The sequence below is a fragment of the Grimontia kaedaensis genome (assembly GCF_023746615.1).
In the GTDB taxonomy this organism is placed as follows: Bacteria; Pseudomonadota; Gammaproteobacteria; order Enterobacterales; family Vibrionaceae; genus Enterovibrio; species Enterovibrio kaedaensis.
The window spans coordinates 1,573,750-1,597,554 of the sequence record NZ_CP082275.1 but is presented as its reverse complement, the minus strand read 5'-3'; the positions used below and the strand labels follow the sequence as shown (position 1 = coordinate 1,597,554).

General features: G+C 48.5%; 24 protein-coding genes. 7 read left to right on the top strand and 17 right to left on the bottom strand.

All coding sequences use genetic code 11. The features are described 5' to 3' along the window. Positions 1-21: 21 nt before the first annotated feature. The 5 genes from prpF to K6Q96_RS07450 all read right to left on the bottom strand — a co-directional run bounded on the left by prpF (position 22) and on the right by K6Q96_RS07450 (position 6,724). On the bottom strand, positions 22-1,218 hold the full coding sequence (gene prpF / locus K6Q96_RS07470; protein WP_251879153.1) for a 2-methylaconitate cis-trans isomerase PrpF: 1,197 nt from the start codon (positions 1,216-1,218) through the stop codon (positions 22-24). Positions 1,219-1,227: 9 nt separating this feature from the next. Then, positions 1,228-3,825 carry a Fe/S-dependent 2-methylisocitrate dehydratase AcnD gene (acnD, locus tag K6Q96_RS07465; RefSeq protein WP_251879151.1) on the bottom strand — a complete coding sequence of 866 codons (2,598 nt, stop codon included), beginning with the start codon at positions 3,823-3,825 and terminating at the stop codon, positions 1,228-1,230. A 20-nt stretch (positions 3,826-3,845) separates the two neighbouring features. Then, entirely contained in the window at positions 3,846-4,973 is a 1,128-nt protein-coding gene (prpC, locus tag K6Q96_RS07460; RefSeq protein ID WP_251879149.1) for a bifunctional 2-methylcitrate synthase/citrate synthase, read from the bottom strand. Between the two features lie 134 nt (positions 4,974-5,107). Next, on the bottom strand, positions 5,108-6,007 hold the full coding sequence (prpB, locus tag K6Q96_RS07455) for a methylisocitrate lyase (protein ID WP_251879147.1): 900 nt from the start codon (positions 6,005-6,007) through the stop codon (positions 5,108-5,110). A 12-nt stretch (positions 6,008-6,019) separates the two neighbouring features. Further along, positions 6,020-6,724 (bottom strand): GntR family transcriptional regulator, encoded by a 705-nt coding sequence (locus K6Q96_RS07450; protein ID WP_062661938.1) that lies wholly within the window; start codon positions 6,722-6,724, stop codon positions 6,020-6,022. A gap of 350 nt (positions 6,725-7,074) precedes the next feature. On the opposite strand from K6Q96_RS07450, the gene K6Q96_RS07445 reads away from it, so the two are divergent. Then, complete coding sequence (locus tag K6Q96_RS07445; protein WP_251879146.1) at positions 7,075-8,031, top strand: AEC family transporter; 957 nt, start codon at positions 7,075-7,077, stop codon at positions 8,029-8,031. Positions 8,032-8,112: 81 nt separating this feature from the next. Here K6Q96_RS07445 and K6Q96_RS07440 read toward each other — a convergent pair whose 3' ends face one another. The 7 genes from K6Q96_RS07440 to K6Q96_RS07410 all read right to left on the bottom strand — a co-directional run bounded on the left by K6Q96_RS07440 (position 8,113) and on the right by K6Q96_RS07410 (position 13,826). Then, on the bottom strand, positions 8,113-8,808 hold the full coding sequence (locus tag K6Q96_RS07440) for a hypothetical protein (protein ID WP_251879144.1): 696 nt from the start codon (positions 8,806-8,808) through the stop codon (positions 8,113-8,115). A gap of 79 nt (positions 8,809-8,887) precedes the next feature. After that, on the bottom strand, positions 8,888-10,171 hold the full coding sequence (locus tag K6Q96_RS07435) for a ferredoxin reductase family protein (RefSeq protein WP_251879142.1): 1,284 nt from the start codon (positions 10,169-10,171) through the stop codon (positions 8,888-8,890). Positions 10,172-10,302: 131 nt separating this feature from the next. After that, positions 10,303-10,968, bottom strand: a complete 666-nt coding sequence (locus K6Q96_RS07430) for a TVP38/TMEM64 family protein (protein WP_251879140.1) — start codon at positions 10,966-10,968, stop codon at positions 10,303-10,305. Between the two features lie 9 nt (positions 10,969-10,977). Then, entirely contained in the window at positions 10,978-11,415 is a 438-nt protein-coding gene (locus K6Q96_RS07425; protein ID WP_251879139.1) for a DUF2141 domain-containing protein, read from the bottom strand. Next, on the bottom strand, positions 11,416-12,147 hold the full coding sequence (locus K6Q96_RS07420; protein ID WP_251879137.1) for an SDR family oxidoreductase: 732 nt from the start codon (positions 12,145-12,147) through the stop codon (positions 11,416-11,418). Between the two features lie 94 nt (positions 12,148-12,241). Then, positions 12,242-12,853, bottom strand: coding sequence for a Crp/Fnr family transcriptional regulator (locus tag K6Q96_RS07415; protein ID WP_251879135.1), 612 nt, complete (start codon positions 12,851-12,853; stop codon positions 12,242-12,244). A gap of 67 nt (positions 12,854-12,920) precedes the next feature. Further along, positions 12,921-13,826, bottom strand: coding sequence for a LysR family transcriptional regulator (locus K6Q96_RS07410; protein ID WP_251879133.1), 906 nt, complete (start codon positions 13,824-13,826; stop codon positions 12,921-12,923). A gap of 114 nt (positions 13,827-13,940) precedes the next feature. Between K6Q96_RS07410 and K6Q96_RS07405 the strand changes: the two genes are divergently transcribed. Both K6Q96_RS07405 and K6Q96_RS07400 read left to right on the top strand, forming a co-directional pair. After that, positions 13,941-14,918 carry an MBL fold metallo-hydrolase gene (locus tag K6Q96_RS07405; protein WP_251879132.1) on the top strand — a complete coding sequence of 326 codons (978 nt, stop codon included), beginning with the start codon at positions 13,941-13,943 and terminating at the stop codon, positions 14,916-14,918. A gap of 167 nt (positions 14,919-15,085) precedes the next feature. Then, a complete protein-coding gene (locus K6Q96_RS07400) occupies positions 15,086-15,628 on the top strand; it encodes a hypothetical protein (protein WP_251879130.1) in 543 nt (180 codons plus the stop codon). A 56-nt stretch (positions 15,629-15,684) separates the two neighbouring features. On the opposite strand, the gene K6Q96_RS07395 is transcribed toward K6Q96_RS07400, so the two are convergent. Further along, positions 15,685-16,302 carry a LysE family translocator gene (locus K6Q96_RS07395; RefSeq protein WP_251879128.1) on the bottom strand — a complete coding sequence of 206 codons (618 nt, stop codon included), beginning with the start codon at positions 16,300-16,302 and terminating at the stop codon, positions 15,685-15,687. 38 nt (positions 16,303-16,340) lie between these two features. Then, on the bottom strand, positions 16,341-17,201 hold the full coding sequence (locus tag K6Q96_RS07390) for a LysR family transcriptional regulator (RefSeq protein ID WP_251879126.1): 861 nt from the start codon (positions 17,199-17,201) through the stop codon (positions 16,341-16,343). A gap of 109 nt (positions 17,202-17,310) precedes the next feature. Between K6Q96_RS07390 and glyA the strand changes: the two genes are divergently transcribed. After that, on the top strand, positions 17,311-18,648 hold the full coding sequence (glyA, locus tag K6Q96_RS07385) for a serine hydroxymethyltransferase (RefSeq protein WP_251879124.1): 1,338 nt from the start codon (positions 17,311-17,313) through the stop codon (positions 18,646-18,648). Between the two features lie 120 nt (positions 18,649-18,768). Here glyA and K6Q96_RS07380 read toward each other — a convergent pair whose 3' ends face one another. Further along, positions 18,769-19,440 (bottom strand): protoglobin domain-containing protein, encoded by a 672-nt coding sequence (locus tag K6Q96_RS07380; RefSeq protein ID WP_251879122.1) that lies wholly within the window; start codon positions 19,438-19,440, stop codon positions 18,769-18,771. Between the two features lie 710 nt (positions 19,441-20,150). On the opposite strand from K6Q96_RS07380, the gene K6Q96_RS07375 reads away from it, so the two are divergent. Beyond that, complete coding sequence (locus K6Q96_RS07375; protein WP_251879120.1) at positions 20,151-20,897, top strand: sulfite exporter TauE/SafE family protein; 747 nt, start codon at positions 20,151-20,153, stop codon at positions 20,895-20,897. A 12-nt stretch (positions 20,898-20,909) separates the two neighbouring features. Next, positions 20,910-21,290, top strand: coding sequence for a rhodanese-like domain-containing protein (locus tag K6Q96_RS07370; RefSeq protein ID WP_251879118.1), 381 nt, complete (start codon positions 20,910-20,912; stop codon positions 21,288-21,290). Positions 21,291-21,584: 294 nt separating this feature from the next. On the opposite strand, the gene K6Q96_RS07365 is transcribed toward K6Q96_RS07370, so the two are convergent. After that, positions 21,585-21,890, bottom strand: coding sequence for an NIPSNAP family protein (locus tag K6Q96_RS07365; protein WP_251879614.1), 306 nt, complete (start codon positions 21,888-21,890; stop codon positions 21,585-21,587). 38 nt (positions 21,891-21,928) lie between these two features. After that, on the bottom strand, positions 21,929-22,237 hold the full coding sequence (locus K6Q96_RS07360) for a DUF1272 domain-containing protein (RefSeq protein ID WP_251879116.1): 309 nt from the start codon (positions 22,235-22,237) through the stop codon (positions 21,929-21,931). Between the two features lie 295 nt (positions 22,238-22,532). Here K6Q96_RS07360 and K6Q96_RS07355 point away from each other — a divergent pair, with 295 nt between their 5' ends. Further along, positions 22,533-23,750, top strand: coding sequence for a DUF418 domain-containing protein (locus K6Q96_RS07355; RefSeq protein ID WP_251879114.1), 1,218 nt, complete (start codon positions 22,533-22,535; stop codon positions 23,748-23,750). The last annotated feature ends 55 nt before the right edge of the window (positions 23,751-23,805 follow it).

Genomic DNA, 23,805 nt, shown 5'->3' with positions numbered 1-23,805 from the left:
CAAAATGTCTTTCTGAGCACGTTAGCTTTCGCCGCGCTCGTTCGCTTCTAGAACGCTGGAAGGCACATGAATACGTCCCTCCATCAAAATGCGGGCACTGCGGCTCATGATTGCCTTTTCAACCCACCAGCCTTCGGGCTTGAGATGTGCCTTCGCGCCGACTTTTAAAGTGCCGGAAGGATGACCAAACACCACGTTTTCCCTTTCTCCACCACCAGCCGCCAAGTTGACGATAGTGCCCGGTACACAGGCTGCTGCGGCAATAGCCACGGCTGCTGTTCCCATCATGGCGTGGTGCAATTTGCCCATCGACAAGGCTCGGACGAGTACATCGATTTCGGCCTCTTCCACCTTTTTCCCGCTAGAGCTCAGGTAGCTTTTAGGCGGGGAAACGAACGCAATCTTCGGTGTGTGCTGGCGGGTTTGGGCATCTTCCACGGTTTGGTTTAAACCCATTTGGATAGCGCCATAAGCGCGGATTTTTTCAAACCGTTCCAGTGCTTCCTCATCATTATTGATGTCGTCTTGCAGCTCTGTGCCTTCATAGCCAAGCTCTGACGCATCAAGGAAGATGGTCGGGATGCCTGCATTGATAAATGAAGCGCGGAAAGCGCCAACTTCCGGCACTTCCAACGTGTCGATAAGGTTGCCCGTCGGGAGCAGAGAACCCGGCGCACCCGCAGGGTGAAGAAACTCCACTGGTACTTCGGCGGCGGGAAAGGTCACGCCATCGAGTTCGAAATCGCCAGACTCTTCTACTTCCCCGTCACGCATTGGCACGTCAACCACCAAGGTTTTACCGATATTGGCTTGCCAGATACGCACAGAGATAACGCCGTTGTCGACCATGCGCTCTTTGGCAATCAAACCTGCATGTACCGCGAATGGCCCGACCGCTGCTGAAAGGTTGCCGCAGTTGCCGCTCCAATCAACGAAGGGTTTATCAATCGCGACCTGACCAAATAGGTAATCAACATCGTGGTCATCGCGGGTACTTTTAGACACAATCACTGTTTTGCTGGTGCTGGACGTAGCGCCGCCCATGCCATCAATCTGTTTGCTGTAAGGGTCTGGGCTGCCAATGACCCGCATCAAAATGGCATCGCGCACCGCACCTGGCGATTGCGCTTCAACAGGCAAATCTGTCAGCCTGAAGAAAACGCCTTTGCTGGTGCCACCTCGCATGTAGGTGGCAGGAATTTTTAAATTCTTACTCATGCTCACCACCTACTGCGCTAGGAAATCTTGCGCGAAGCGTTGAAGCACTCCACCTGCTTGATAGACCTTCACTTCATCTTCAGTATCAAGACGACAGGTCACGGCGACATCAAGCTTTTCACCGTTGGATCGGGTGATGACCAAAGCCAAATCTGCGCCGGGTTTTATCTCGCCCACCACGTCATATAGCTCGGTACCATCAATCCCCAAGGTGTTACGATTAACGCCTGCCTTGAACTGCAAAGGCAAAACGCCCATGCCGACCAAATTGGTGCGGTGAATGCGCTCGAAGCCTTCTGCTGCGATGGCTTCAACACCCGCCAAACGAACGCCTTTCGCCGCCCAGTCACGTGAAGAGCCCTGTCCGTAATCTGCGCCAGCGATGATGATGAGAGGTTGTTTACGCTCCATGTAGGTTTCAATCGCTTCCCACATGCGGGTGACGTTGCCTTCGGGCTCAACGCGCGCTAATGAACCCTGCATCACTTCGCCGTTTTCCTTCGCCATTTCATTGAGCAACTTTGGGTTAGCAAAGGTGGCGCGCTGAGCAGTCAGGTGATCGCCTCGGTGCGTCGCATAAGAGTTGAAGTCGACGGGTTCCAAACCCATTTTTGCCAGATATTCGCCCGCTGCGCTCGATGGCAAAATGGCATTGGAAGGCGATAAATGGTCTGTCGTGATGTTGTCACCCAGCACCGCCAGCGGACGCATACTTTTCAGCGTACGCTCTCCTGCCAAGGCGCCTTCCCAGTAAGGCGGTCTGCGAATGTAGGTACTCATTGGACGCCAGTCGTAAAGCGGCTCGCTCAGGCTTGAACTCTCTTCTTGCTCGAACATTTCGACGTAAATACGTTGGAATTGTTCTGGCTTGACGGACTTGCCCACTACCTCGTCAATTTCTGCATCGGTCGGCCACAAATCGTTAAGGTAAATCGGCTTGCCGTTGGCATCAGTGCCTAACGCATCGCGTTCGATATCAAAGCGCATGGTGCCTGCAATGGCGTAAGCGACCACAAGCGGAGGTGACGCCAAAAACGCTTGTTTGGCGTGCGGATGGATTCGGCCATCAAAGTTGCGGTTACCGGAAAGCACCGCTGTCGCGTACAAGTCGCGCTCGATAATTTCCTGTTCGATAACCGGATCCAAGGCACCGCTCATGCCATTACAGGTGGTACAGGCATACGCCACAATGCCAAAGCCCAGCTGTTCCAGTTCAGACAACAGCCCTGCTTCTTCCAGATATAGCTTCGCGACTTTGGAACCTGGCGCGAACGAGGTTTTCACCCAAGGCTTACGCACCAAGCCAAGCTCATTCGCTTTTTTCGCGACCAGACCAGCGGCAACCACGTTGCGCGGGTTACTGGTGTTGGTGCAGGAAGTAATAGCAGCAATAATGACTGCGCCATCCGGCATGCTGCCTTCTGAATCTACTGGTGCCTGTGCTAACGCAATACAGCGTTCCGTAAGCTCGCTGGTTGGCAAACGGCGATGCGGGTTTGAAGGGCCTGCCATGTTACGTGTCACACTGGAAAGATCGAACTCCAGCACACGCTCATATTGGGCGTTTTCTAAGTCATCTGCCCATAAGCCAACGGTTTTGGCATAGGTTTCTACCAGCGCCACTTGCTCAGGCTCGCGCCCTGTCAGTTTGAGGTAATTGATGGTCTGTTCATCGATATAGAACATAGCAGCGGTCGCACCATATTCCGGCGTCATGTTGGAGATAGTCGCCCTGTCCCCAATGGTCAGTGCTCGTGCACCTTCGCCATAGAATTCCAGATAGCTCGACACCACGCGCTCGTTGCGCAGAAACTCAGTGAGTGCCAAGACGATGTCAGTGGCAGTAATGCCTTCCTGACGTTGGCCCACCAATTTCACACCGACGATGTCCGGCAGTCGCATCATGGAAGGTCGACCAAGCATCACGGTTTCGGCTTCAAGGCCACCAACACCAATCGCTATCACGCCCAATGCATCAACATGCGGAGTGTGGCTGTCAGTGCCGACACAGGTATCGGGGAAGGCGATGCCCTGTTGGCTTTGGATAACCGGCGACATCTTTTCCAAGTTTATTTGGTGCATGATGCCGTTGCCCGCCGGGATCACGCTGACGTTTTTAAAGGCGGTTTTACACCACTCAATAAAATGGAAGCGATCTTCATTGCGACGCTCTTCGATGGCGCGGTTCTTTTCAAACGCATCAGGTTCAAAACCCGCATGTTCGACGGCCAGTGAATGGTCAACAATCAGTTGGGTTTCCACCACGGGATTAACCTGTGAAGGGTCGCCACCTTGGTCTGCTATGGCATCGCGCAGGCCTGCCAAATCCACCAGCGCGGTTTGCCCCAGAATGTCGTGGCACACCACGCGCGCGGGATACCAAGGGAAATCAAGTTCCTTTTTGCCTTCAACAATCTGGGTCAGGCAGGCTCTTAAATCCGCCGGATTGCTGCGACGCACCAGTTGTTCAGCCAATACACGGGATGTGTAAGGCAAGGTGTCGTAAGCGTCCGGTTTAATGTCATTAACGGCTGCACGAACATCGAAATAGTCGAGTCCGGTTTGCGCGAGCGGCCTTCGGTATTGGGTATTGTTTTGCGTCATCATCTGTTTCCTATTTCCGCCCATTAACGCTGCTCAATCGGCAACCAATCGCGGGATTCTGGCCCGGTGTAATCGGCGCTCGGACGAATGATGCGGTTGTTTTCACGTTGCTCAAATACGTGTGCCGCCCAGCCTGTCAAACGGCTCATCACAAAAATCGGTGTGAACAATTTGGTGGGAATATCCATAAAGTGATAGGCAGAAGCGTGGAAGAAATCCGCATTACAGAACAAGCCTTTCTCGCGCTTCATGACGGCTTCAACACGTTCTGATACTGCATATAGGTGGGTATCGCCGACCGCTTCAGAAAGTTCTTCTGACCAGCGTTTGATGAGCGCATTACGCGGGTCACTTTCACGGTAAATCGCATGACCGAAGCCCATGATTTTGTCTTTGTTTTCCAGCATGCGCAGAATATTCTGCTCAGCTTCATCGGGCGTTTGCCAGTTTTCAATCATCTCCATAGCCGCCTCGTTTGCCCCGCCATGCAGAGGACCACGCAAGGTGCCGATGGCCGCCGTAATACAGGAGTGCAGGTCGGACAGCGTTGACGCACACACACGCGCCGCAAAGGTGGAGGCATTGAACTCGTGCTCTGCGTAGAGGATCAACGAACAATGCATCACTTGCTTGTGCAGGTTGCTCGGCGCTTTGTCCGTCAGCATTTTCAGGAAATAACCGCCGGTGCAATCTTCGCTCGTGTCTTCCGTATCAATACGCACACCGTCGTGGCTGAAGCGATACCAGTAACAGATGATGGCTGGGAACAACGCAAGCATGCGCTCGGTGGCGTTCAACTGTTCAGAGAAATCCTTCTCTTGCTCTAGATTCCCCAGAACCGAACAGCCAGTGCGCATCACATCCATTGGGTGCGCTGAAGCGGGAATGAGTTCCAAAGCCTGTCTCAGCTCTGTCGGCAGACCGCGCAGACTCACCAGACGCGTTTTGTAATCGTCGAGTTCTTTTTGATTGGGCAGATGACCACGCAATAACAGGTGCGCGACTTCTTCAAACTGCGCGTTGTTCGCCAGATCGGTAATGTCGTAGCCACGGTAAGTCAGCCCTGTGCCAGATTTTCCAACAGTACACAGCGCTGTTGACCCTGCACTTTGACCACGTAGCCCTGCTCCACTTAGCTCTTTATTTGGCATGTTGAACTCCTTTTCTGTTCGCGGTTGCCCTCTATCGGGGCGTTATTGACGAACGGTTTCACGTATTGGATTTAGTTTTTGTATTCAAGCGTTAGTCTCAGCAAGCGCTTGTTAACGGGTGTTCTTTTCAATCATCACGATTTGTCTTGTGCGAACAGATCGTCCAGTTTGTTTTCGTAGTCGTGATAGTTGAGGTAGTCGTAGAGCTCGGCACGGGTTTGCATTGAATCGACCAATGCCTCTTGGTTGCCCTCTTCGAGAAGGTGGCGATAGACGTTTTCCGCCGCTTTGTTCATTGCCCTGAACGCACTCAGCGGGTAAAGCACCATGTCGACGTCCACTGCGGCCAATTCTTCACAGGTATAAAGCGGGGTTTGTCCGAACTCAGTGATGTTGGCGAGAATAGGCACAGGTTTGCCAATCGCACTGCGAAGCGCGCTTGAGAATTGCTGGTATTGTTCCAGCTTGTTCATCGCTTCCGGGAAGATCATGTCAGCACCCGCTTCGATACAAGCAATCGCGCGTTCGATGGCGCTGTCCATGCCTTCCACGGCCAACGCATCGGTGCGTGCCATGATCACGAACTGCTCATCAGTACGGGCATCGACGGCCGCTTTTACGCGATCGACCATTTCCTGCTGGCTAACAATCGCCTTGTTTGGGCGATGACCACAGCGTTTTTGCGCGACCTGATCTTCCATATGCACTGCTGCGGTGCCTGCTTTCTCCATCGCTTTGATGGTGCGGGCGATATTGAATGCGCCGCCGAATCCGGTATCGATATCCACCAGCAGCGGTAAATCACAGGCGTTAGTGATGCGTTCGACATCAACCATCACATCATTCAGCGTGGTAATGCCAAGATCAGGCAGACCGTAACTCGCGTTGGCGATACCACCACCAGAGAGGTAAATGGCTTGATGGCCGAGGCGTTGTGCCATCATGGCGCAGTAAGGATTGATGGTGCCGACAATTTGCAGTGGGTTGTTCTGCTCAACGGCTTGTCGGAATTTGGCTCCAGGGGAGAGTGTCATAGTCAGGTCCTTCTAATCTTTTAAGATTTGTTGTTCGATTGCCTTTCGGCTGCCCGCGATATGGCGACGCATTGCCAGCTCTGCCAGCTCTTCGTCACGGTTACGGATCGCGTGCAAAATAAACTTGTGCTCTTCTAACGCATGGTTGGGTCGGGATTGAGTCTTGGGTGATTGGTAGCGATACATGCGAAGCAAGTGATACAGCTCACCACACAGCAAATTGATCAGCTTTTGATTGCGGCTCGCCATGATTACCCGGTAGTGAAAATCAAAGTCGCCGTATTGATGGAAGTAAGATGCGCCCTCGACTTCGTCGATATGTCTGGAGTGCTTGGTGAGCAAATCTTCAATACCTTGAAGCTCATCCTGCTTGATATTTCTGGCTGCCAGTCGCGCCGCCATGCCTTCCAACGCTTCGCGCACAGCATACAATTCGACGAGTTTTTCTGGCGTTAAGGTAATGACACGTGCCCCAACATGAGGAATACGCTCAATCAGCCCCAGCCCTTCCAGGCGCATTATGGCTTCGCGCAGCGGCCCACGGCTGCATTCATAGCGGCGGGCGAGCTCTGGTTCAGAGATTTTACTGCCTGATGCGATTTCGCCGGAGACGATAGCCTCAACCAGCAAGGCTGTCAGGTTTTCCGACTTGGTGTTTTCTTTCGATGTGGGACTCACGCTTTCCAGCGTCGCGCTTAATGCGTTGTTTTCGCTCATTGTGTTCCTTGTCCAAAGGCTGTGTTGACGGTGTTTGTCGTGGTTTCCTCCAACGCTTTCATGAGCATTTGTGGAGGAAATTGAGATATCGATACAACCTCAACATTGTCTACAATTTAATCTCATGGACATACTTTAGACACTGAAAAGGGGTTAGATCAAGAGGATTGTCGACAATTAAGACCAAGGTATAAGGTCATCAATAAGGAAGTTAAAGAAGCGTTAAGAAGTGAAAGATTTGTGGGACAGGCAAATGAGAGACACAGTCTTGATAGCATGGCTATTGAGTATTCACGCATAAATAGCGTAGATTTTAAGTAACCCCTTCGCAGTCGAGATGAAGAAGAAAAATGGCTAACATCATGGAGCAATTAGCGTTTTCCCTTTCTCTCGTCGCGCCGATCTTTTTCATTATTTCACTTGGCTATATCTTCAAAAGACTAAAGTGGACCAACGCCAACTTTAACGATGTTGCTTCACGGCTGGTGTTCAATGTCGCCCTGCCCGCAATGCTGTTTTTAAGCATTGCCACGGCTGACCATAACTTCTCGCAAGCCACAGAATTTCTGGCTTTTTCCGTTGTCATGACGGTGATTTTTTTCGTGTTTTGTATCGCGTCCACCAAACTGGCTTTCAAGGGAAATCCAGATCACGGCGTGCTGATTCAAGGGAGCTTTCGTGCCAACACAGCCATCATAGGCATCGCTTACGTTGAAAATGCCTATGGCAGTCAAGGGCTGGCACTCGCGGCAATTTATGTGGCGGTGATTACCGTCGTATATAACATTCAAGCGGTGATCTGCTTGTCGCCGCGCTCGGCGGGTTCCAAACTGCAGTCCACAAAAACCATATTTATCAATCTGGGCAAGAATCCGCTGATCATCGCGATTGCACTTGGCGTTGTTGTTTCACTTCTGAATATCACTCTTCCAACCGTGATTGTCGACACGGGCAACTACCTTTCCCGAATCGCACTTCCACTCGCGCTCTTGTGTACGGGCGGCAGTTTGGATTTCCGGATGATGAGAGACGAGAAAAAGCCAACCTGGTTTGCAACTTCTAACAAGCTTATGGTTGCGCCTTTCGCCTTTACCTTGATTGGTTACCTGTATGGATTTAGAGGACTGGAACTGGGGATTCTGTTCTTTATGAACGCCGCACCTGTGGCTGCTGCAAGCTATGCAATGACAAGAGCTGCAGGGGGTAATACCACGTTAAGCGCCAATATTATCGGGCTCACTACCCTGTTTTCCAGCGTGACGGTTTGTGTGGGGTCATTGGTTTTGAAGGTGTTGGGCTTGATCTAAAAGCAGACTTCTAAACAACTAAGGGAGCTAACTCGCTCCCTAGAAATTGCTATATCAAATACAGATATTCAGCAGACCACTTTATGCCGACAAGTCTTGCTTAGCTTCTTTGGGGTCTGGTGTTCGAGGTCGAATGAACAGAAATTCGTTACCAACAAACTCATGCACAGTGTAAAGATAAAAGTTCTTACGAGGTTTCGTTATTTTCAGCCAAACCAGCCCTTCCTTTTTTACCTTGATGTCGAACTCTGATGTATCCCCATTTTCGGTTTTGACCGCCTTAATCTCAGCGGGTCGATCAAAGTATGTAAGTACTAGACCATATATCTCAGGGTCGGCACTACCAAAGCCTGTCCCGCCCAAAGAGTCCTGAGTTTCCAAGTCATACGTAAATGTGCCAAATCTCGCTAACTTTGTTTCTTTTGGCGTAATGACTAAACCTTCGTTTGCTTCTGTGTCGAGCAACGGAGTTGCAAAAGGCTCAATTTTCGCGAGTAAATCAGAAAAGTCAGCATTCAAAACGCTGCCGATGTCGGTGACATCTAAGTACTGGCTATCAGTTAACGGGCGGCCCCATATTGCGCCGGGGATAACAGTAAACTGGACAATAACTCGCTGAGGTAGATCGGGCCTTGAAATGACCTCATTGTCATCATTTACATATTCTACATTCATGGCGAATCTAGAATTACCCGACTGGTTCATTGATGAACACCCTACGCTCAAAATACAGATAACAGCAGCCAATACTGCATTGCGCATGTTTTGTTTGTGCATAGGCTCCTCCCGTGAAACTTAGCATTGTGACTTTTGGTTAGTTGGATGCACAGAAACCGACGTTTGAAAAAGCTCGTGCTTACAAAGCACCCCGAAAATCAAACAACTCATAATGGGTGTTGTTCTTCGGCATGCCGAGTTGTTCTAGCCCTTCCTGCATTGTCTTTCTGACTTCAGGGTTACCGCAGAAGTAGAGCGAAACATCACCGATATCACCATTAATATCTTCGGAAATTTTTTCTGGCGTTAGACGCCCTTGCTCTGAATAGACAATGTTTAGGTTTACCGTTGGCAAGCCTTCGACTAATTCACCAAGCTCTTTTGCAAATATGGCAGCTTCTTCGTTTTTAACCAGATAATAGAGCGTGACTGAAGGGTGCTGTTTGCTTTGGCTGTTGAGCGATTGTAACCAGGCAATAAACGGGGTGATACCGATTCCAGAACCAATCCAGATTTGCTCTTTCGCTTTCATATCCAAGTGGAAGCGCCCGTATGGCATATCCAGTCGAATCATCTGGCCGTTTTCCAAGTGCTCATAAAGCGTTTTGGTGTAATCACCCAATGCTGCAATCGAGAAACTTGGCTTACCGCCGTGATAGCTGCTTGCGATAGTGTAAGGGTGCGGTTCGCTTTTGATGTTATCGTTATGAAGGACTGAGACAAAAGCGAATTGCCCAGCTTCCCACTTCGGCTTGCCCTGCAAAGGCTTGGTATCAAAACTGACGATACCATTTTGCTTTTTCACGTTTTCAACTTTGGCGATGTAGTGCTTACTGGTGTCCTTTCCAAAGGCATAGTAGTACCAAGCCCAAACACCAATAACTGCCGTCAGGTTCATCGCGATTCCCGCTGGCGAGAACAACTGGAAAGGCCTGACGGCAAAAAGATAGTGGAAGACGGAGATGAAGAAAACCAACCCCATCAAGCGATGGCTCCACTTCCATAAGTGGTAAGGCAGCATGCGCATAAAGCTGATCACTACCAAGACCAGCAGCAGCCAAGTTGCCCATTCTCCGGTGTCGGAGCCAATCTCAATCAGACTGGTTTCTTCACGAGCGACTTCAGATTGTGGCACTAACCACCAATGCATGAAGATAGAAAAAACCGACCAAATACCCGCCCATCGGTGCGCTTTGTAAACCCTGTCCAAACCACCAAAGATAGATTCCAGAATTTCCATGCGCGTCGAAAGCAGAAAAGCCAATGCCATTCCCACCAAGGCATTGGCAGCAAAAAAGGCTGCAATCCAACGTTGAAGCGTTAATTCTTCCGGCAGCAAACTGCCTATGCCGATAAAGCTAAGTAATACTGCTCCGGCAACTAAGATGTTTTTCCGGTTATCCAGTGCGAATTTCAATTTCAAAAGACTTGCCTGTCGTGTGTATAAAATTGGTTTGAATTAGAAAGGCTTCCTCTAGTGAAATATAGTGCTTCGAATGTCGAATTGTTGTGAAATCTAACTATCGAAACACTGTTTTTAATCCTCTATCTCAACTAGTCCGCGCGAACAGGTCGTTTCAACGAAAAGCGTCTTAGTAGTCCCCATCCAATCCAAAAGAAGACTGAGAGTGCAATCGCGGTGAGAATCGCTGGTTTTGGGTTTTCCAAACTGCTGATGGACCCTGCATAAGCAGCAATAAAGGTATACGGCAGGTTAACTGTGCACCATGCCAGTAGGAAAGTTGTGAATTTCATGCGGCTGATACCTGACATACATGCTGTGACTTCAGGCAGAATCGGCATGGCGCGGGAAAGCAAAATCATTAACACACCATACTGACGGAAGTGACCACGTAACTCAGCGCGCTGTTTCTCATCTTTCACGACGACATTGACCAGCCTATCGCCAAACTTCGCACTCAAGACATATCCGGCAACTCCCGCCAGCAAAGTACCTGTGAAAGCTGCCAAAGCGCCAACATATGCTCCTGCAAAATAGCCACCGAGAATCATGATGGAAAGCGTGGGTACCGCGATGAACAAATCCAAAAACAGCAATGAAACGACAATAATGGCAACAGTCAGTGCACTCAGTGACTGTGCTTGCTCGAACCACAACTGAATCTGGTCTACCGTTAGCCAGCCCATCGCATTCACCGCAATAAAGGTCGAAGCAAAAAATAGGGCCATGATGACCATGAGTTTAAAAAGTGATGACATAAATCCTCCTTACGGATAGCGAATAGTAATTTCGTGGGGAGAGGTGATGCTTGAAGCTTCAAGCTGCGCGCTCGAAAAACTTGGCGCTTTGAACGTGATTCTCGCACCGTTGGAGAAACCCAACCCCTCTTGGGGCCAGACACCTGTCCAGTTCTTGGTAACTTTCCCGTCCTCGTCTTCGTCATGTAGAACCTTGATAGCAAACTGCGTTGGCACATTTTCGAAGGTGACGTTCCGCTCAGCTTTGTCAGCGGTGTAACTCACGATCCTTAGCGCTTTGTCGTGCTTCTTTGGAAAACCGTCTTCAGCAAATAACATCACCAACACATTTCCTGGCCTTGTTGTATCTATCCCCTTCACAACGATGTCTACGCTGTTTTCTGTCGCCGTTGCAGTCATTGAAATCACTCCCCAAATAAATCCCAGCCAACTATGTTTTGTGACCATTTATGACGCCTTCAGTAGTTTGCGTGCGGCAAAAGGTGCCAAGGCATTTAGCACTCGTAAAAATCGGGTCGCACCGATGTCGAAGTCGTCCTCGCCTTTTTCGATACCAGCGATAATTTCAGCAGCTGCCACATCCGATGAGATTTTGTTCTTGCCCCTGCCTTTAGTCATTGCGGTATCTACCAGAGGCAAAAAAGCCTGTTGTACGCCAACAACAGAGCCTTCCAGTTGATAGCGCAGACTCTGGGAGAAGATGTTGAGTGCGCCTTTCGTGGCGCAATAGACCGCAGAAGATGCCTTTGGCACTAATCCAAGGGCAGAATTAATGTTGATGACGCGAGACGACTCCGATGCAAGAAGCGCAGGCAATAAGCCATGAATTAGCGCGCAAACAGAGGTGAAGTTGGTATCGACTTCCGTTTTCACCGTGTCGAATGTGAACGCCTCATCAGTGAATTTCGGCATAAACTGGGTCGCAGCATTATTGATGAGCAAATCTATTTCGGGTTTCGCGGAGGCAATAGATTGGGCGATGAGATGAACCTGATTCACGTCAGCCAAATCAACCTGAAAAGTGATGATGGATGGCCATTTTTTCTTCAATGTGCTGAGTTTCTGTGCATCCCGCCCAAGCACTATCAGTTGGTTATCGCCGACGAGTTGTTCAACTAACTGTCGACCAATGCCTGACGTCCCACCAGTCAGCACAATGGTTTTATTAAGTAGTTTCATCCTGACTCCCTTTTTGGATAGTTCGGGAGTCAGCTTATTGGGAAGAGACGGCTAACACTTTAACAAGAGTTAAAACCACCAAATTTCTTCTTTGTTACTGGCGCTGATAGGCGTTTTGGACGCCGAGTTTAGCGCGGATGCGGGAGAGTGAGACTTCAGTGATACCAAGGTAGGACGCGATATGATAATTGGGCAAGGATTGCGATAATTCAGGGCAGGATTCGACGAACTGAATATAGAGCTCGGTCGGCGACAGCATCAGTAAATCAGCTTCCCTCGCCTCTTTTTTTAAGGCCAATGCGGTCACCATCTGTAGGAAGGCATCTTTCCATCCCGGTGTTGACTCGCTTAGACTTCTTAACGCCTTCGCAGGCAGTTCGAAACACACTGAATCGGTTAATACTTCACAGCCAAAGCGCGCAGGCAGCCCTCTTGCGAAAGAGGATAAACAAGCAGACACCTCGCCCTGTTGGAGAAAAGACTTGTTGCGTCGGTTGCCGTCTGGCGTGAGATAGAAATTGCACAAGGTACCCGCACAAACAAACCCTACTTTGTCGACAACATCTCCGGCGCTGAACAGGACATCACCCTTGCTGTAAAGCTTGAGTTTTCCCTGATCGATAAAAGGCTGCCATTCGTCATCGCTCAGAGCAAAATGCTGTCTGAAACCCGCTTCAAACTGTGCCAGTATCTGCTTTTCTTCCATCCACCTTTCCGTTATTCATCGGTTTACTATCAGCTAATTCATTACGCATTACAGCGAGTTGCAGATCTTACTTATCCCAATATGGCGTGCCTTCAAATCGGGCAACAAGAAAATCAATCAAGGTTCTGACTCGGCGTGATAAATGCCGTGTTTGCGGGTAAATCGCATAGGCGTTGAGCTCACCAAAAGCATAGCCGGGCAGCACCACTTCTAGACGCCCTTCCCTGATGGCTTGATGGACAACAAATGTTGGCAAGTGGGCTATGCCCATCCCTTTTTCTGCCGCGGAATGCAGAAATTCCCCGCTGCTCCCCTTCAATGCGGGCTTAATCTTCACTTTTTGCAGCTTACCTTCCGGAGTGTTTAGCCGCCAATGACTGACATCTTTGCTCAGGCTGTATACAAGCGCTTTGTGGTGACTAAGATCGGAAAGGGATTCAGGAGAGCCGTGTGTTTGCAGGTATTCTGGGCTGGCACAAAGCACATGTCGAACTGTAGCAATTTTCCTGGCGAGCAACGTCGAGTCTGGTAAATCGGCAATACGAATAGCGAGATCGTAGCCTTCCTGAATCAAATCAACCTGTCGGTCGTTAAAGTCGAGTTCAAACTCAATTTGTGGGTGTTCTTGAAGAAAGTCGTTAATGGCCGGGCCGATATGTAGCACCCCGAATGTTGAGGGAACAGCAACCTTTAACGGTCCTTTCAGCACGCAATGTGCCTGAGAAGTCATTTCCTCTGCTTCACGCAAGTCTTCGAGAATACGCAGGCAATGCTTGTAATATTCCGTGCCTGTTTCAGTGGCATGCATGGTGCGTGTTGTGCGGTGGAACAGTTGAACATTCAGGTGTTCTTCCAATTCTTTTAAACGTCGGCTGACTGCAGATTTGGCAATGTTCATGCGGTCTGCTGCACCGCTGATACTGCCAATCTCAACCACCCTCACAAAGGTCTCCATATTGGTGAACTTGTCCATCGCCTCTCCAATTGTTCTCTTAGGGAGAACACTGAGTTACTTCAATTGCTGTTTTTTCTTTATCCAAGAATTTCTAGAGTGAACACAAATGGACGACAAGTAAAGGAAAGCAAGATGAAAATAACCAAAACAACAGTAGCAGTACTTGCTGCGACTTCACTCTTGAGTCTCTCAACGCAAGCTAATGAGCCAGTATGGGATGCCAACAAGGTTCAGCTCGTCGCTGAAAAACTCGATGATGGGGTTTACGCCTACTACCCAACCGATGCCAAAAAGCTGGAAAAGAAAGGCCTACCTGTTGCCACCAGCGGCGGTTTTATTGTGGGTGATGAAGGTGTGCTTGTGATTGACACTACTCTCAACGAACGTCTGAATAAACAGCTTCAGGGAATGATTGCCGTTGAGACAAAGAAGCCCATCATTTACGCGGTTAACACCAGTTTCCATGGGGATCACTCTTACGGAAACATGTACCTACCGGAAGAAACAAAAATCATCCAACATGAAGTGACTCAAAACTATATCGACAATCATTTTGAGGCAGATATACAGTGGATGATGCAAAGCTTCGGTAAAGGACGCGGCATCGAGGAAATCAAACCAACTGACGCCGACATTCTTGTCGGGAAAGATGGGAAAATCACCATCGATCTCGGTGGCAAAAATGTCGAGATCATGGATTTCGGATTCGCACAGACTGGTGGTGATTTGTTCGTGTGGGAACCTGAATCAAAAACCATGTACACGGGTAACCCAATCGTCACGGTGAAACCTTCACTGCCTTGGCTCTTGGATGGTCACCTGCTGGAAACCCTGAGTTCACTTCAGAAAGTGAAAGACTTTCTCCCAGATGGCGCAACGGTAGTGCCAGGCCATGGTACGCCGATGACACCTGAAGATATTCAGTGGCACATTGATTATCTGGAAGCGATTAAAACCCAAGTACAGCAGGCGATTGATGATGGCTTGTCTCTTGGCGAGACGGTGAAGAAAGTGCAGTTGCCAGAGTTCACCGGTTACGCCCTTCGTGATTGGGTTCACCCAGGTCTGAACGTACCTGCCGCTTACCGCGATTTGTCTAAGCAGCAATAACTTCCAGCGCCTGCTCTAACGACAAACAGCCACCTTTCGAGTGGCTGTTTTGTTAGGTCTTTCCTAAACCATTTCGGCGCAACTCGAAGAATGGGCGCCAGTCTGCCTTGTCTGAATCATCAAGGGGTATCCTTTCGCCAAACGGTATATGGAGAAAGGAAAGGATAATGAGGGGAAAACTCATAGCGATGGTATTGGGCACCTTGGTAGCCACTGGTTGCGTCAATAGAGATGAAATCTATGCCAACCCACCTCAGGAGTTGATTGACGGTGTCGAGCAACTGATGCCTGCAGCAGCCAAATTCACCCACGAAGCCGAGGCAGAAGCACTGGAGAAAGGGATTCCATTAACACCGCAACAGGTGCTCATCGCGGAAAAAATGGGTGTAAAACATCCCGAAAAGGTTCGGGTTTATTATGTAGATAAACTGCCTGCACCAACCGACCCGGAGTTATTAGAAATCGCCAAACGCGTGGGTTACACCAATCCTAATATGGCAGGTTACACCTTTGGCTACGGCATTTGGATTCAAAACCGCTACAAATCCCAACGCGATCTACTCCCTCACGAATTAGTGCATGTGATGCAATCAGAGAGAGCAGGACTCACCGCCCAAACCCGCGAGTATCTGATGCAGATGTTTGTTTATGGCTACTACAACGCGCCGATGGAAGTCGAAGCGCGAAAACTCACCTCTCACTATAACTAATCACAACAAAGGGCGCCGTTAAGCGCCCTTTCTGGATATACCCAAACAACCCAAAGTCAGCTTCGATTCATCATCAGCAAGTTGCCGCCTGACACACCGAGTACAACAGCACATCCGCGGTTAAACCACCCCGCCATTTTGGGTTTACTAAACCACTGGCGAAGATAAATGCCGAAGAGCGCATACATAGAAATCGCGACCACTTCCAGCACCAGGAATGTCAAACCCAGAATAAAGAACTGCTGATTGATGGGTGCGGACGGGTCAACAAACTGTGGCAGAAACGCAGTAAAAATAAGGATGGCCTTTGGGTTACCCGCGGCGAGCGCGAACTCTTGTTTAAGTAATGCTTTGACCTTTCTATCTGCTTCTATATCGTTTACCGGGCTAGACGTTGACCGCCAAAGCTGGAAAGCAATCCAGAATAGATACATAGCGCCAACTAGCTTTATCGCCAGAAAGACCTTTTCTGATGCATAGAGGATCACCGCCAATCCAGAGGCAGTTAGTGCAATCATTACCGCAAAGGCGGCGATTCGGCCAAAGCTGGCAACCAGCGCAGGTTGAAAGCCATAACAACGGGCATTATTCATCGCGAGCAGATTGTTTGGCCCCGGCGTCATGTTTAAGGCAAAACAGGCAGGGATAAATAACAGAAAGGTGATCAGTTCCATGGGGCGTACCTTCAAATCCTTTTTGGTGACACTTCACCCTATCTAGAAGCGCACTGCGCCGTCAACCAATCATAGAAATGATTGGCCACAGGGTGATCATCACACGCGGCGCTTCGATAGAGGTAGTATCCGCCACTTTCCACCTGATTCACTGAATCGTCAGGCCAAGGCACCAACTCACCACGCTCCAAGTAATCCTGCAGCAGGGAAACCCGCCCAACCATCGCTCCTTGCCCGTCCAAGACTGATTGCAACAACAAAGCATACAAACTGGAGCGACGCGTTCGCGCTTGTCTGCCACTGAACTTATCTTGCCAAAACCGCCAATCATCATGCCAATGCATGTCTTGGTAAAAGACGGGATCATCCTTCCCTACATAATTAGGCGCACTGACTGGCAACAGTCTCTCGCTCCACAGTTTTTGCCAGCGACGGCCAGGATCATGAAAGAAATAACCCAGCGCAAGATCGGTTTCTTCCGGCTGACCGGAAACGGTCGAGACAGCGGTGATTTCCAATTCATGTTCAGGGAAATCATGCTGATAATTTCCCAAACGCTTTTGCAACCAGAACTGAGCAATAGCGTGCTGTGTCGCCAAGCGAACTGGCCTTAGCTTTCCATGCCGAATCCGTTCAACATTTTCCTCGAAACCTTTGAGCGCTTGCTTAACAAGCACTAAAAATTCTTTGCCTTTTGGGGTAAGTGAAACACCTTTACCATGCCTTGCGAACAAAGAAACGGCCAAATGGCTTTCGAGCTTTTTGACCTGATACGCCACTGCAGATGCAGTAAGAAAAAGCTCTTCGCCCGCTCTGGCAAAACTTTCATGTTCAGCCGCAGCTTCAAAAGCCACCAGCGCATCTAAAGGGGGAAGTTGAGGAAAGCGAACAGAACGCATGAGTTAAGCCCAAAATTATTTTTGCCTTATACAAAAAATAATCCATTTGAGCGAAATGGTCTTCCGCGTTGATATAGATACATCACGAAACAGAGAAAGGACGCCAAAAATGACATTTCATAAGAAGCCTTGGGTAGCAGAAAGCATCAATGATTACGCACAAGACACCGTAGCCAATATCAGCACCTTGAACGAATCAGGGGTCATTGCAGCGATTTATGCGCTTTCCGATGAGAACCGGATCATCCACGAAAGAGAGTGCATCAACCTCAACCCGGCGACAAATATCATGAACCCAAAAGCAGAAGCGCTGTTGGCAACAGGTATTGGTACGCGCCCTTCTCTCGGCTATCCCGGCGACAAGTATGAAATGGGACTGGAGGCCATAGAGAAAATCGAGATCATTACTGCGCAGCTGGCGTGTGATGTTTTCGATGCTAAATACGCTGAAATCCGCGTCGCCTCTGGCGCAATGGCAAACCTTTACGCCTTTATGGCGACCGCACAACCGGGCGACACCATTCTCGTTCCACCGGCTTCTATCGGTGGTCATGTCACTCACCACCATGCAGGTGCAGCGGGATTATATGGGCTCAATATTGTCGAAATGAAAGCCGATGCCGAGCACTACACCGTCGACTTAGATGTACTGAGAGAACAAGCACACGCCCTCAAACCCAAATTGATCACCATTGGCGGAAGCCTGAACCTATTGCCCCACCCTGTTTCAGACATACGAGCCGTTGCCGATGAAGTGGGTGCCAAAGTGCTGTTCGATGCCGCACACCAATGCGGAATCATTGCTGGTAAAAGCTGGCCAAACCCTCTGAATCAAGGCGCTCACTTGATGACCATGAGCACTTACAAAAGTTTGGGTGGGCCTCCAGGTGGACTGATTGTATCGAACGATGCCGAGCTGATGGAGCGCATTGATAGCATCGCCTTCCCGGGTTTAACCGCTAATTTTGATGCAGCTAAATCTGCCGCACTCGCGGTGTCGCTGTTGGACTGGAAGACGTTCGGCGCGGATTATTCCAATGCCATGATTGAAGCTAATCAAGCGCTGGCTCGTGCATGTCAGACTGAAGGACTGCCAGTTTTTCAAGTAACTGGCCCGAATGGTCAAACTCCCTCTGAATCTCACCAGTTCGCGATTCAGGCAGTACCTTTCGGTGGCGGGCAAACCATGGCGAAGAAGCTGCGTAAAGCAAATATCCTCACTTGTGGTATTGGCCTTCCAATTGCAGACATGGCGCGAGACATGAACGGCCTTCGTTTTGGTACACCAGAGATTGTCAGAGCTGGCTTCACCGTGGAGCACATGCCTGAAGTCGCCAAGTATATTGCTGATTCATTGTTGGGTAGAAGACCTGATGAGGAAATTGCTAAAGTGGTCTCCGCACTTCGCCGGCAGTTCACAACCATGCACTACGTCCACAGTAAGTAGTGCTAAAAAGCCGTAGCTTTTAAAAGAATTTCTCAATTTTTAATGAGAATGAAAACTAACAGGCCTCTTAAAGAGGCCTGTTTGTCATCAAGTTACAGCTAGGAGAGTAAACTGTAGACCTTAGAAATCACCATCTTTGATGTAAGGGTGTGTCCAAAGAATCACAGACAGAATGACTGCTTTTCTCCACGCCTCATACATAGCATCAACCTCTTTTTGCGATGCATTGCCGTTTTGCAAAAACGGTTTGATGGTTGTTGTAATCGGGTAAATGAACGCCACCATGTATTTGTAATCAATGTGATCAACCGAATTCACGTTATCAGTGCGGTTTTTGCCCACGCTGTGGTGACGTTTGGCAATTTCATGCTGATAATTCAACCACTGCTGATCATAATTTGCATCAGTCAAATCCAAAATCCACTGCTCAAAGCGGTCCCTGACTCTTGAAAGATATTCACCATTGGCTTCGCCCGATTCCTTGTTTGAAAAATAGTAAAGCAGATGGGGATTTGCACCTACATAACCATACCAAGTATCGAGAATCTCAGTAATTTGGGGTTTAAGGATTTTTTGGGCCTGACGAAGCGCCTTCACATCCTCAGGACCAAAGAAAATGGTTTTTTGTAACAGTGCAAATTCCTCTGGCGTGACAGGGGAGGTTTCCAAAGATTTTGAGTAAGCATCATAACCAGGGATATTGCTTCCAGAATTATTTCCAGCACTCACTGCTGTTCCGGTGCACCCCAAAAGTACCGATGCACTAAAAAGTGCATATACAAGCTTTTTCATATCTACCTCTCATTGCTTCAAATTTAGTGGTTATTTTCCATACGCCTCGGCACCATTCCTGTTGCGCCAATAATGGGTATCGAATCGAAACTTTTAACGTTTCGTGTCGATACTATGTACCAAGTTAATTGCAAACGTCAATAGCACTAAAGAAATCATTTAGAGGTAATACAAAGGGTGGGCACTATAAAATAACTCGAGAGTGACACACTGATAAGTTGATTATCATTGTCCAAGTAGGCGCTGGAAGGTTATTGGTTATAAGCAGATGGGTCTGGAAAAGCTTCGTTCGTAACTAATAATGCAAGCTGTCTCTTCAGCAAATTTAAATGGCTAACTCGAATGCCGCCGTCAAGGAGAGATCTTTGGCGGCGGTTATTTATATTGAGAGGCGTATTGGCAGTTAGCTCAATGATTCAAGACGGAAGTTCGATGCCAAAGGAGTAGCCTATCAATGTGAAATCCGTCTTATTCGGGGAGCTTCTCATCGATTACTCGATGACACTTGTTCTTGTCAAAATGCCGAGCAGGTACCATACCTGCATCAAAACAGCTGACAGTAAACCTGACAAAGTGAGCTTCCCAAGCACTTAGTCAACGTCTAGCGACAAACAATCCCTTTCCAAGCGAGCAAAGTTTCATAAGTTGTTGAGCTCTAGACCCATCAATTAGTGTTTTGCTCATACGTTTACTAGGTAATGAGCAAAGGAATGGGTTTACTCGGAGCACTTTTTATTGGTTTTTCACTAGCAATTTTAGGCTCAGGAGGCGCCATTATTACTATACCTGTGCTGGTGTATAGCGTGGAGATGTCAGAAAAAGAAGCAATAATGTCGTCCCTGATTATTGTTGGTATTCTCAGCCTCTTATCCTCTTTTAAAAACCCCCTCACCAAAAATATCAATATTCACCTCCTATTGGCTTTCGGTATACCCAGTGTTCTAGGCGCTTTTTTGGGCGCAAATACAGCTGCTATTGCACCTGTTACAGCGCAACTGATTGTTCTGTCTTTTTCCATGTATATCGCAGGGGCGAAATTACTTTTTTTCACCCAAACACCAAAGACACGGGAAACGTCAAATTTCATCTCTCCTCTCATAGTCGCTGGGAGTTTCGTCGGATTTCTAACAGGTTTCGTCGGGGTTGGTGGCGGATTCCTCATTGTTCCGGCACTGATATTAGCGGCAGGTCTGAGATTCGATGAGGCACTATCAACAAGCTTAATACTCATCACTCTCAATGCCATTTTTGGCCTGACTGGTTACGTGACGTCCTCCCCAGAGCAATTTGTCGCACTTCGTTGGGCGGATATCACTCAAGTCACTCTTCTAGGCGCTATCGGCGTGTTGTTCGGAGATAAGCTTCGCACTCACTTCCCCCAAGCTTACATGTCACGCATGTTCGGAGCGCTATTAATCATCATTTCTACCGTTTTTGTATTCAATCAAATATTGTGAAAGGAAGAACATATGCTCTTGACCAGTCAGCAATTCGTCGATGTCGTTAAAAACAAAATCACAGAAATATCACCAAAGCAGCTCAGCGAAAATATTGATGACATTATCCTCATTGATGTGAGAGAGCCCAATGAGGTAGAGGGTGGCGTTATCAAAAACGCTCATCCTATTCCTAGAGGAATACTGGAAATGAATATCATTGCGTACCTCGTTGATTCATTGAAAGTTGAAGATGTTTCTAATGCCACTATTGCTCTCTATTGTCGTTCGGGTTCACGCTCAGCTTTAGCAACAGAGTCTTTACGGAGGATGGGGTTTAATAATGTGTGTTCGCTTAAGGGTGGGATTATCCATTGGTCTTCTGCAGGGTATCCGTTGGTGAAACATAGCTGACGGACTTATTCCAACCATTCTTTGCGCGCTTTCTCTGCATCACCCAGGTAATCCAAAACGCTGGGTTTCCTTTGTCTGAGCGCTACGCGATGCAACAGGGACTTTTGGTTGGGGACTCCACAGCGTTTTTTCTACTAATTCAACATCTTCAAGGCACGGATCAGCCATGTGTGAAGCCATGCCTCAGACCCCTAATCCTGAACAAAAACAATGAAGGCACAATGCCAGTTGGGTTCAGTGAGGCGGCGCTGGTTGTCGAGCAGCCATGTGGCGCGTTTGGGACAGGTTTGAGGCCTATTCAAAAACTGGGCGGAAAAAACGACGTTCGTAACTCACGATACAGGCTGTCTCTTCTGCGAACTTGAAAGCCGCCTTACAGGCTTCATCATCAAACGATTTATTTCGATACGCTTCGTATTCCGCCAGACTCGGAAACGTGAACAACGCCAGCGCGATATTATTCGCCCCCTCAGAAGGCATAAAATATCCGTTGTGCTGACCGCCAAACTTGTTCACCAAAGGAATCCACATCTTGGCATATTGCTCGAACTCTGCGGTTTTCGTCGGGTCGATGACATACCTCGGATAACACGCAACCATCTCAGTTCTCTGTTTATCAAGTTGGCTTGTTGCTGGCATTAGCGGTCTTCAGGCGCAATATGTTTAAACTGCTCGCCAAATACTTTGAGTTCTTCAATGGTGTAAGGCGTATGTACTCGTTTAGTTGAAGGCAGTTGGTGCTGAACGCTTACCCCTTCACGCCGCGCTGTTTTTGGGCGAATAGGCCTAGGCATAAATCCGCCTCCGCAATTCGGACAAACGTTGGAAAGGATGTCTTCAACACAGGCTGTACAGAAAGTGCATTCGTAGGTGCAAATCATCGCCTCGGTTGAATTAGGCGGCAGATCTTTATCGCAGCATTCGCAGTTGGGTCTGATTTCCAGCATAGGCAAATTCCTTTTTTAAAAGTGGTCACATCAATGCAATCACTTACCCAGATACTACCTACTGGGGCCTCATAATCCACGGAAAGAAACATCACTTTTTCTGCAGGGTATTGATAAGAAAAATAAAAACTGCAACCCATGACATTCAGCTGATGAATTATAGATCCGGGTATCATTCCTCCAGTTAAATTGCTTACCGTATCCGCAAAAACACCTCTATCTCATTGAAACAACTTAACGAGTTACATATAGATGTCACAGAACAGTTTTTAATCATTTGAATGAGAGAAGTGAAATGACAACTGCACCGCCCAACCCAGCCGAACGGATACTCAGTCTGGATGTCATCCGCGGCATCGCGATTCTTGGCATTTTGTTTATGAATATTTTTGCCCATCAAGCTTTGCCGGCTCTAGCGTTACACGCACCAGACTGGCAAGGAACGGCGACTGATATGGATATGGCGGTCTATACCTTCCAAGCCATATTCCTTGATGGACGCTTTATGAGCCTGTTCAGTCTGCTATTTGGGGTTGGCTTGGTCATTCAAACGGAGAGTTGGCAGCGCAAAAAGCAATCTGCGGGCAAGTGGATTTCAAGGCGACTGTTTTGGCTTGCTGTGATTGGTTTACTTCATGCAGCTTTAATTTGGCCGGGTGATGTCCTGTTTGTTTATGCCGTCACAGGTCTTGTTCTCTTCCGCGCTGCTAATTGGCGAGCCCGCACCCAGCTGATTTTGGGGGTTTTCTTCGTTTCATTAGCCGCATTGCTCTTTCTCGCGCTTTCTGCTGCTATTGCATTTGCGCCGCCGGAAGAAATCCCGCCTCCCATTATGGGCACCTACCTTCCCGTTTCTCCAAGCAAAGCTGCCGAACTCATTCAAGCTACCACTGGCAATTACTTTTTCGAACAGATCCCTTTGCGTTTAGAAATGTATTACCGCGTTTATATATCTGGCTTACCCGTGCTGATGTTCCATGTCGGCGGTCTGATGCTGATTGGTATGGGGCTGTATAAAACAGGTTTCTTCAATTCATCAAAACGTTTAATTATCTGGTGTGTAATCGGCGCTTTAACCGCTTTTGCATCAGCATTTTTAGTGAACGTCAGAAGCGAAATTGGCTTCAACGAAGAGCTAAGCCTGGTGTTGCAGTTGCTCAATATGTCCCTGTCTCCGCTCCTCTCATTGTGCTATGCCAAGCTGCTGATTTGGCTAGTGGAAAAAAGGTCGGCCGTTGTGCAGCCTTTCGCTGCCTGTGGGCGAATGGCATTTACGCTATATCTTTCGCAATCATTTGTTGCCGTGGCGGTTTTCCAGTGGATACTTCCGGATCTTTACGGGTCGCTAAACCGCGCACCACTGATTGGCATCGTTGTGATAATGGGTGTGATTCAAGTGCTGTTTGCCAACTACTGGCTGAAACATCACCGAATGGGGCCACTTGAGAAGATTTGGAGAAGGTTGGCGCTGGGTAAGAAAATGACCCGTCAGTTGAAACAAGCCAAGGTGTAATTTAAACGGCTAATTCGGATACCGCCGTCAAAGAGAGAGCTTTGGCGGCGGTTGT

Excerpts from the sequence above, each read along its gene's own strand:
- K6Q96_RS07415 (WP_251879135.1), bottom strand. The coding sequence starts at position 12,853 with ATGGAAGAAAAGCAGATACTGGCACAGTTTGAAGCGGGTTTCAGACAG.
- K6Q96_RS07420 (WP_251879137.1), bottom strand. The coding sequence starts at position 12,147 with ATGAAACTACTTAATAAAACCATTGTGCTGACTGGTGGGACGTCAGGC.
- K6Q96_RS07425 (WP_251879139.1), bottom strand. The coding sequence starts at position 11,415 with ATGGTCACAAAACATAGTTGGCTGGGATTTATTTGGGGAGTGATTTCA.
- K6Q96_RS07380 (WP_251879122.1), bottom strand. The coding sequence starts at position 19,440 with ATGAAAAAGCTTGTATATGCACTTTTTAGTGCATCGGTACTTTTGGGG.
- K6Q96_RS07355 (WP_251879114.1), top strand. The coding sequence starts at position 22,533 with ATGACAACTGCACCGCCCAACCCAGCCGAACGGATACTCAGTCTGGAT.
- prpC (WP_251879149.1), bottom strand. The coding sequence starts at position 4,973 with ATGCCAAATAAAGAGCTAAGTGGAGCAGGGCTACGTGGTCAAAGTGCA.
- K6Q96_RS07450 (WP_062661938.1), bottom strand. The coding sequence starts at position 6,724 with ATGAGCGAAAACAACGCATTAAGCGCGACGCTGGAAAGCGTGAGTCCC.
- K6Q96_RS07400 (WP_251879130.1), top strand. The coding sequence starts at position 15,086 with ATGAGGGGAAAACTCATAGCGATGGTATTGGGCACCTTGGTAGCCACT.
- prpB (WP_251879147.1), bottom strand. The coding sequence starts at position 6,007 with ATGACACTCTCCCCTGGAGCCAAATTCCGACAAGCCGTTGAGCAGAAC.
- K6Q96_RS07440 (WP_251879144.1), bottom strand. The coding sequence starts at position 8,808 with ATGCACAAACAAAACATGCGCAATGCAGTATTGGCTGCTGTTATCTGT.
- K6Q96_RS07390 (WP_251879126.1), bottom strand. The coding sequence starts at position 17,201 with ATGCGTTCTGTTCGCTTTCCTCAACTTCCCCCTTTAGATGCGCTGGTG.
- K6Q96_RS07405 (WP_251879132.1), top strand. The coding sequence starts at position 13,941 with ATGAAAATAACCAAAACAACAGTAGCAGTACTTGCTGCGACTTCACTC.
- prpF (WP_251879153.1), bottom strand. The coding sequence starts at position 1,218 with ATGAGTAAGAATTTAAAAATTCCTGCCACCTACATGCGAGGTGGCACC.
- K6Q96_RS07370 (WP_251879118.1), top strand. The coding sequence starts at position 20,910 with ATGCTCTTGACCAGTCAGCAATTCGTCGATGTCGTTAAAAACAAAATC.
- K6Q96_RS07365 (WP_251879614.1), bottom strand. The coding sequence starts at position 21,890 with ATGGTTGCGTGTTATCCGAGGTATGTCATCGACCCGACGAAAACCGCA.
- K6Q96_RS07395 (WP_251879128.1), bottom strand. The coding sequence starts at position 16,302 with ATGGAACTGATCACCTTTCTGTTATTTATCCCTGCCTGTTTTGCCTTA.
- K6Q96_RS07375 (WP_251879120.1), top strand. The coding sequence starts at position 20,151 with ATGGGTTTACTCGGAGCACTTTTTATTGGTTTTTCACTAGCAATTTTA.
- K6Q96_RS07430 (WP_251879140.1), bottom strand. The coding sequence starts at position 10,968 with ATGTCATCACTTTTTAAACTCATGGTCATCATGGCCCTATTTTTTGCT.
- K6Q96_RS07360 (WP_251879116.1), bottom strand. The coding sequence starts at position 22,237 with ATGCTGGAAATCAGACCCAACTGCGAATGCTGCGATAAAGATCTGCCG.
- glyA (WP_251879124.1), top strand. The coding sequence starts at position 17,311 with ATGACATTTCATAAGAAGCCTTGGGTAGCAGAAAGCATCAATGATTAC.
- acnD (WP_251879151.1), bottom strand. The coding sequence starts at position 3,825 with ATGATGACGCAAAACAATACCCAATACCGAAGGCCGCTCGCGCAAACC.
- K6Q96_RS07445 (WP_251879146.1), top strand. The coding sequence starts at position 7,075 with ATGGCTAACATCATGGAGCAATTAGCGTTTTCCCTTTCTCTCGTCGCG.
- K6Q96_RS07410 (WP_251879133.1), bottom strand. The coding sequence starts at position 13,826 with ATGGACAAGTTCACCAATATGGAGACCTTTGTGAGGGTGGTTGAGATT.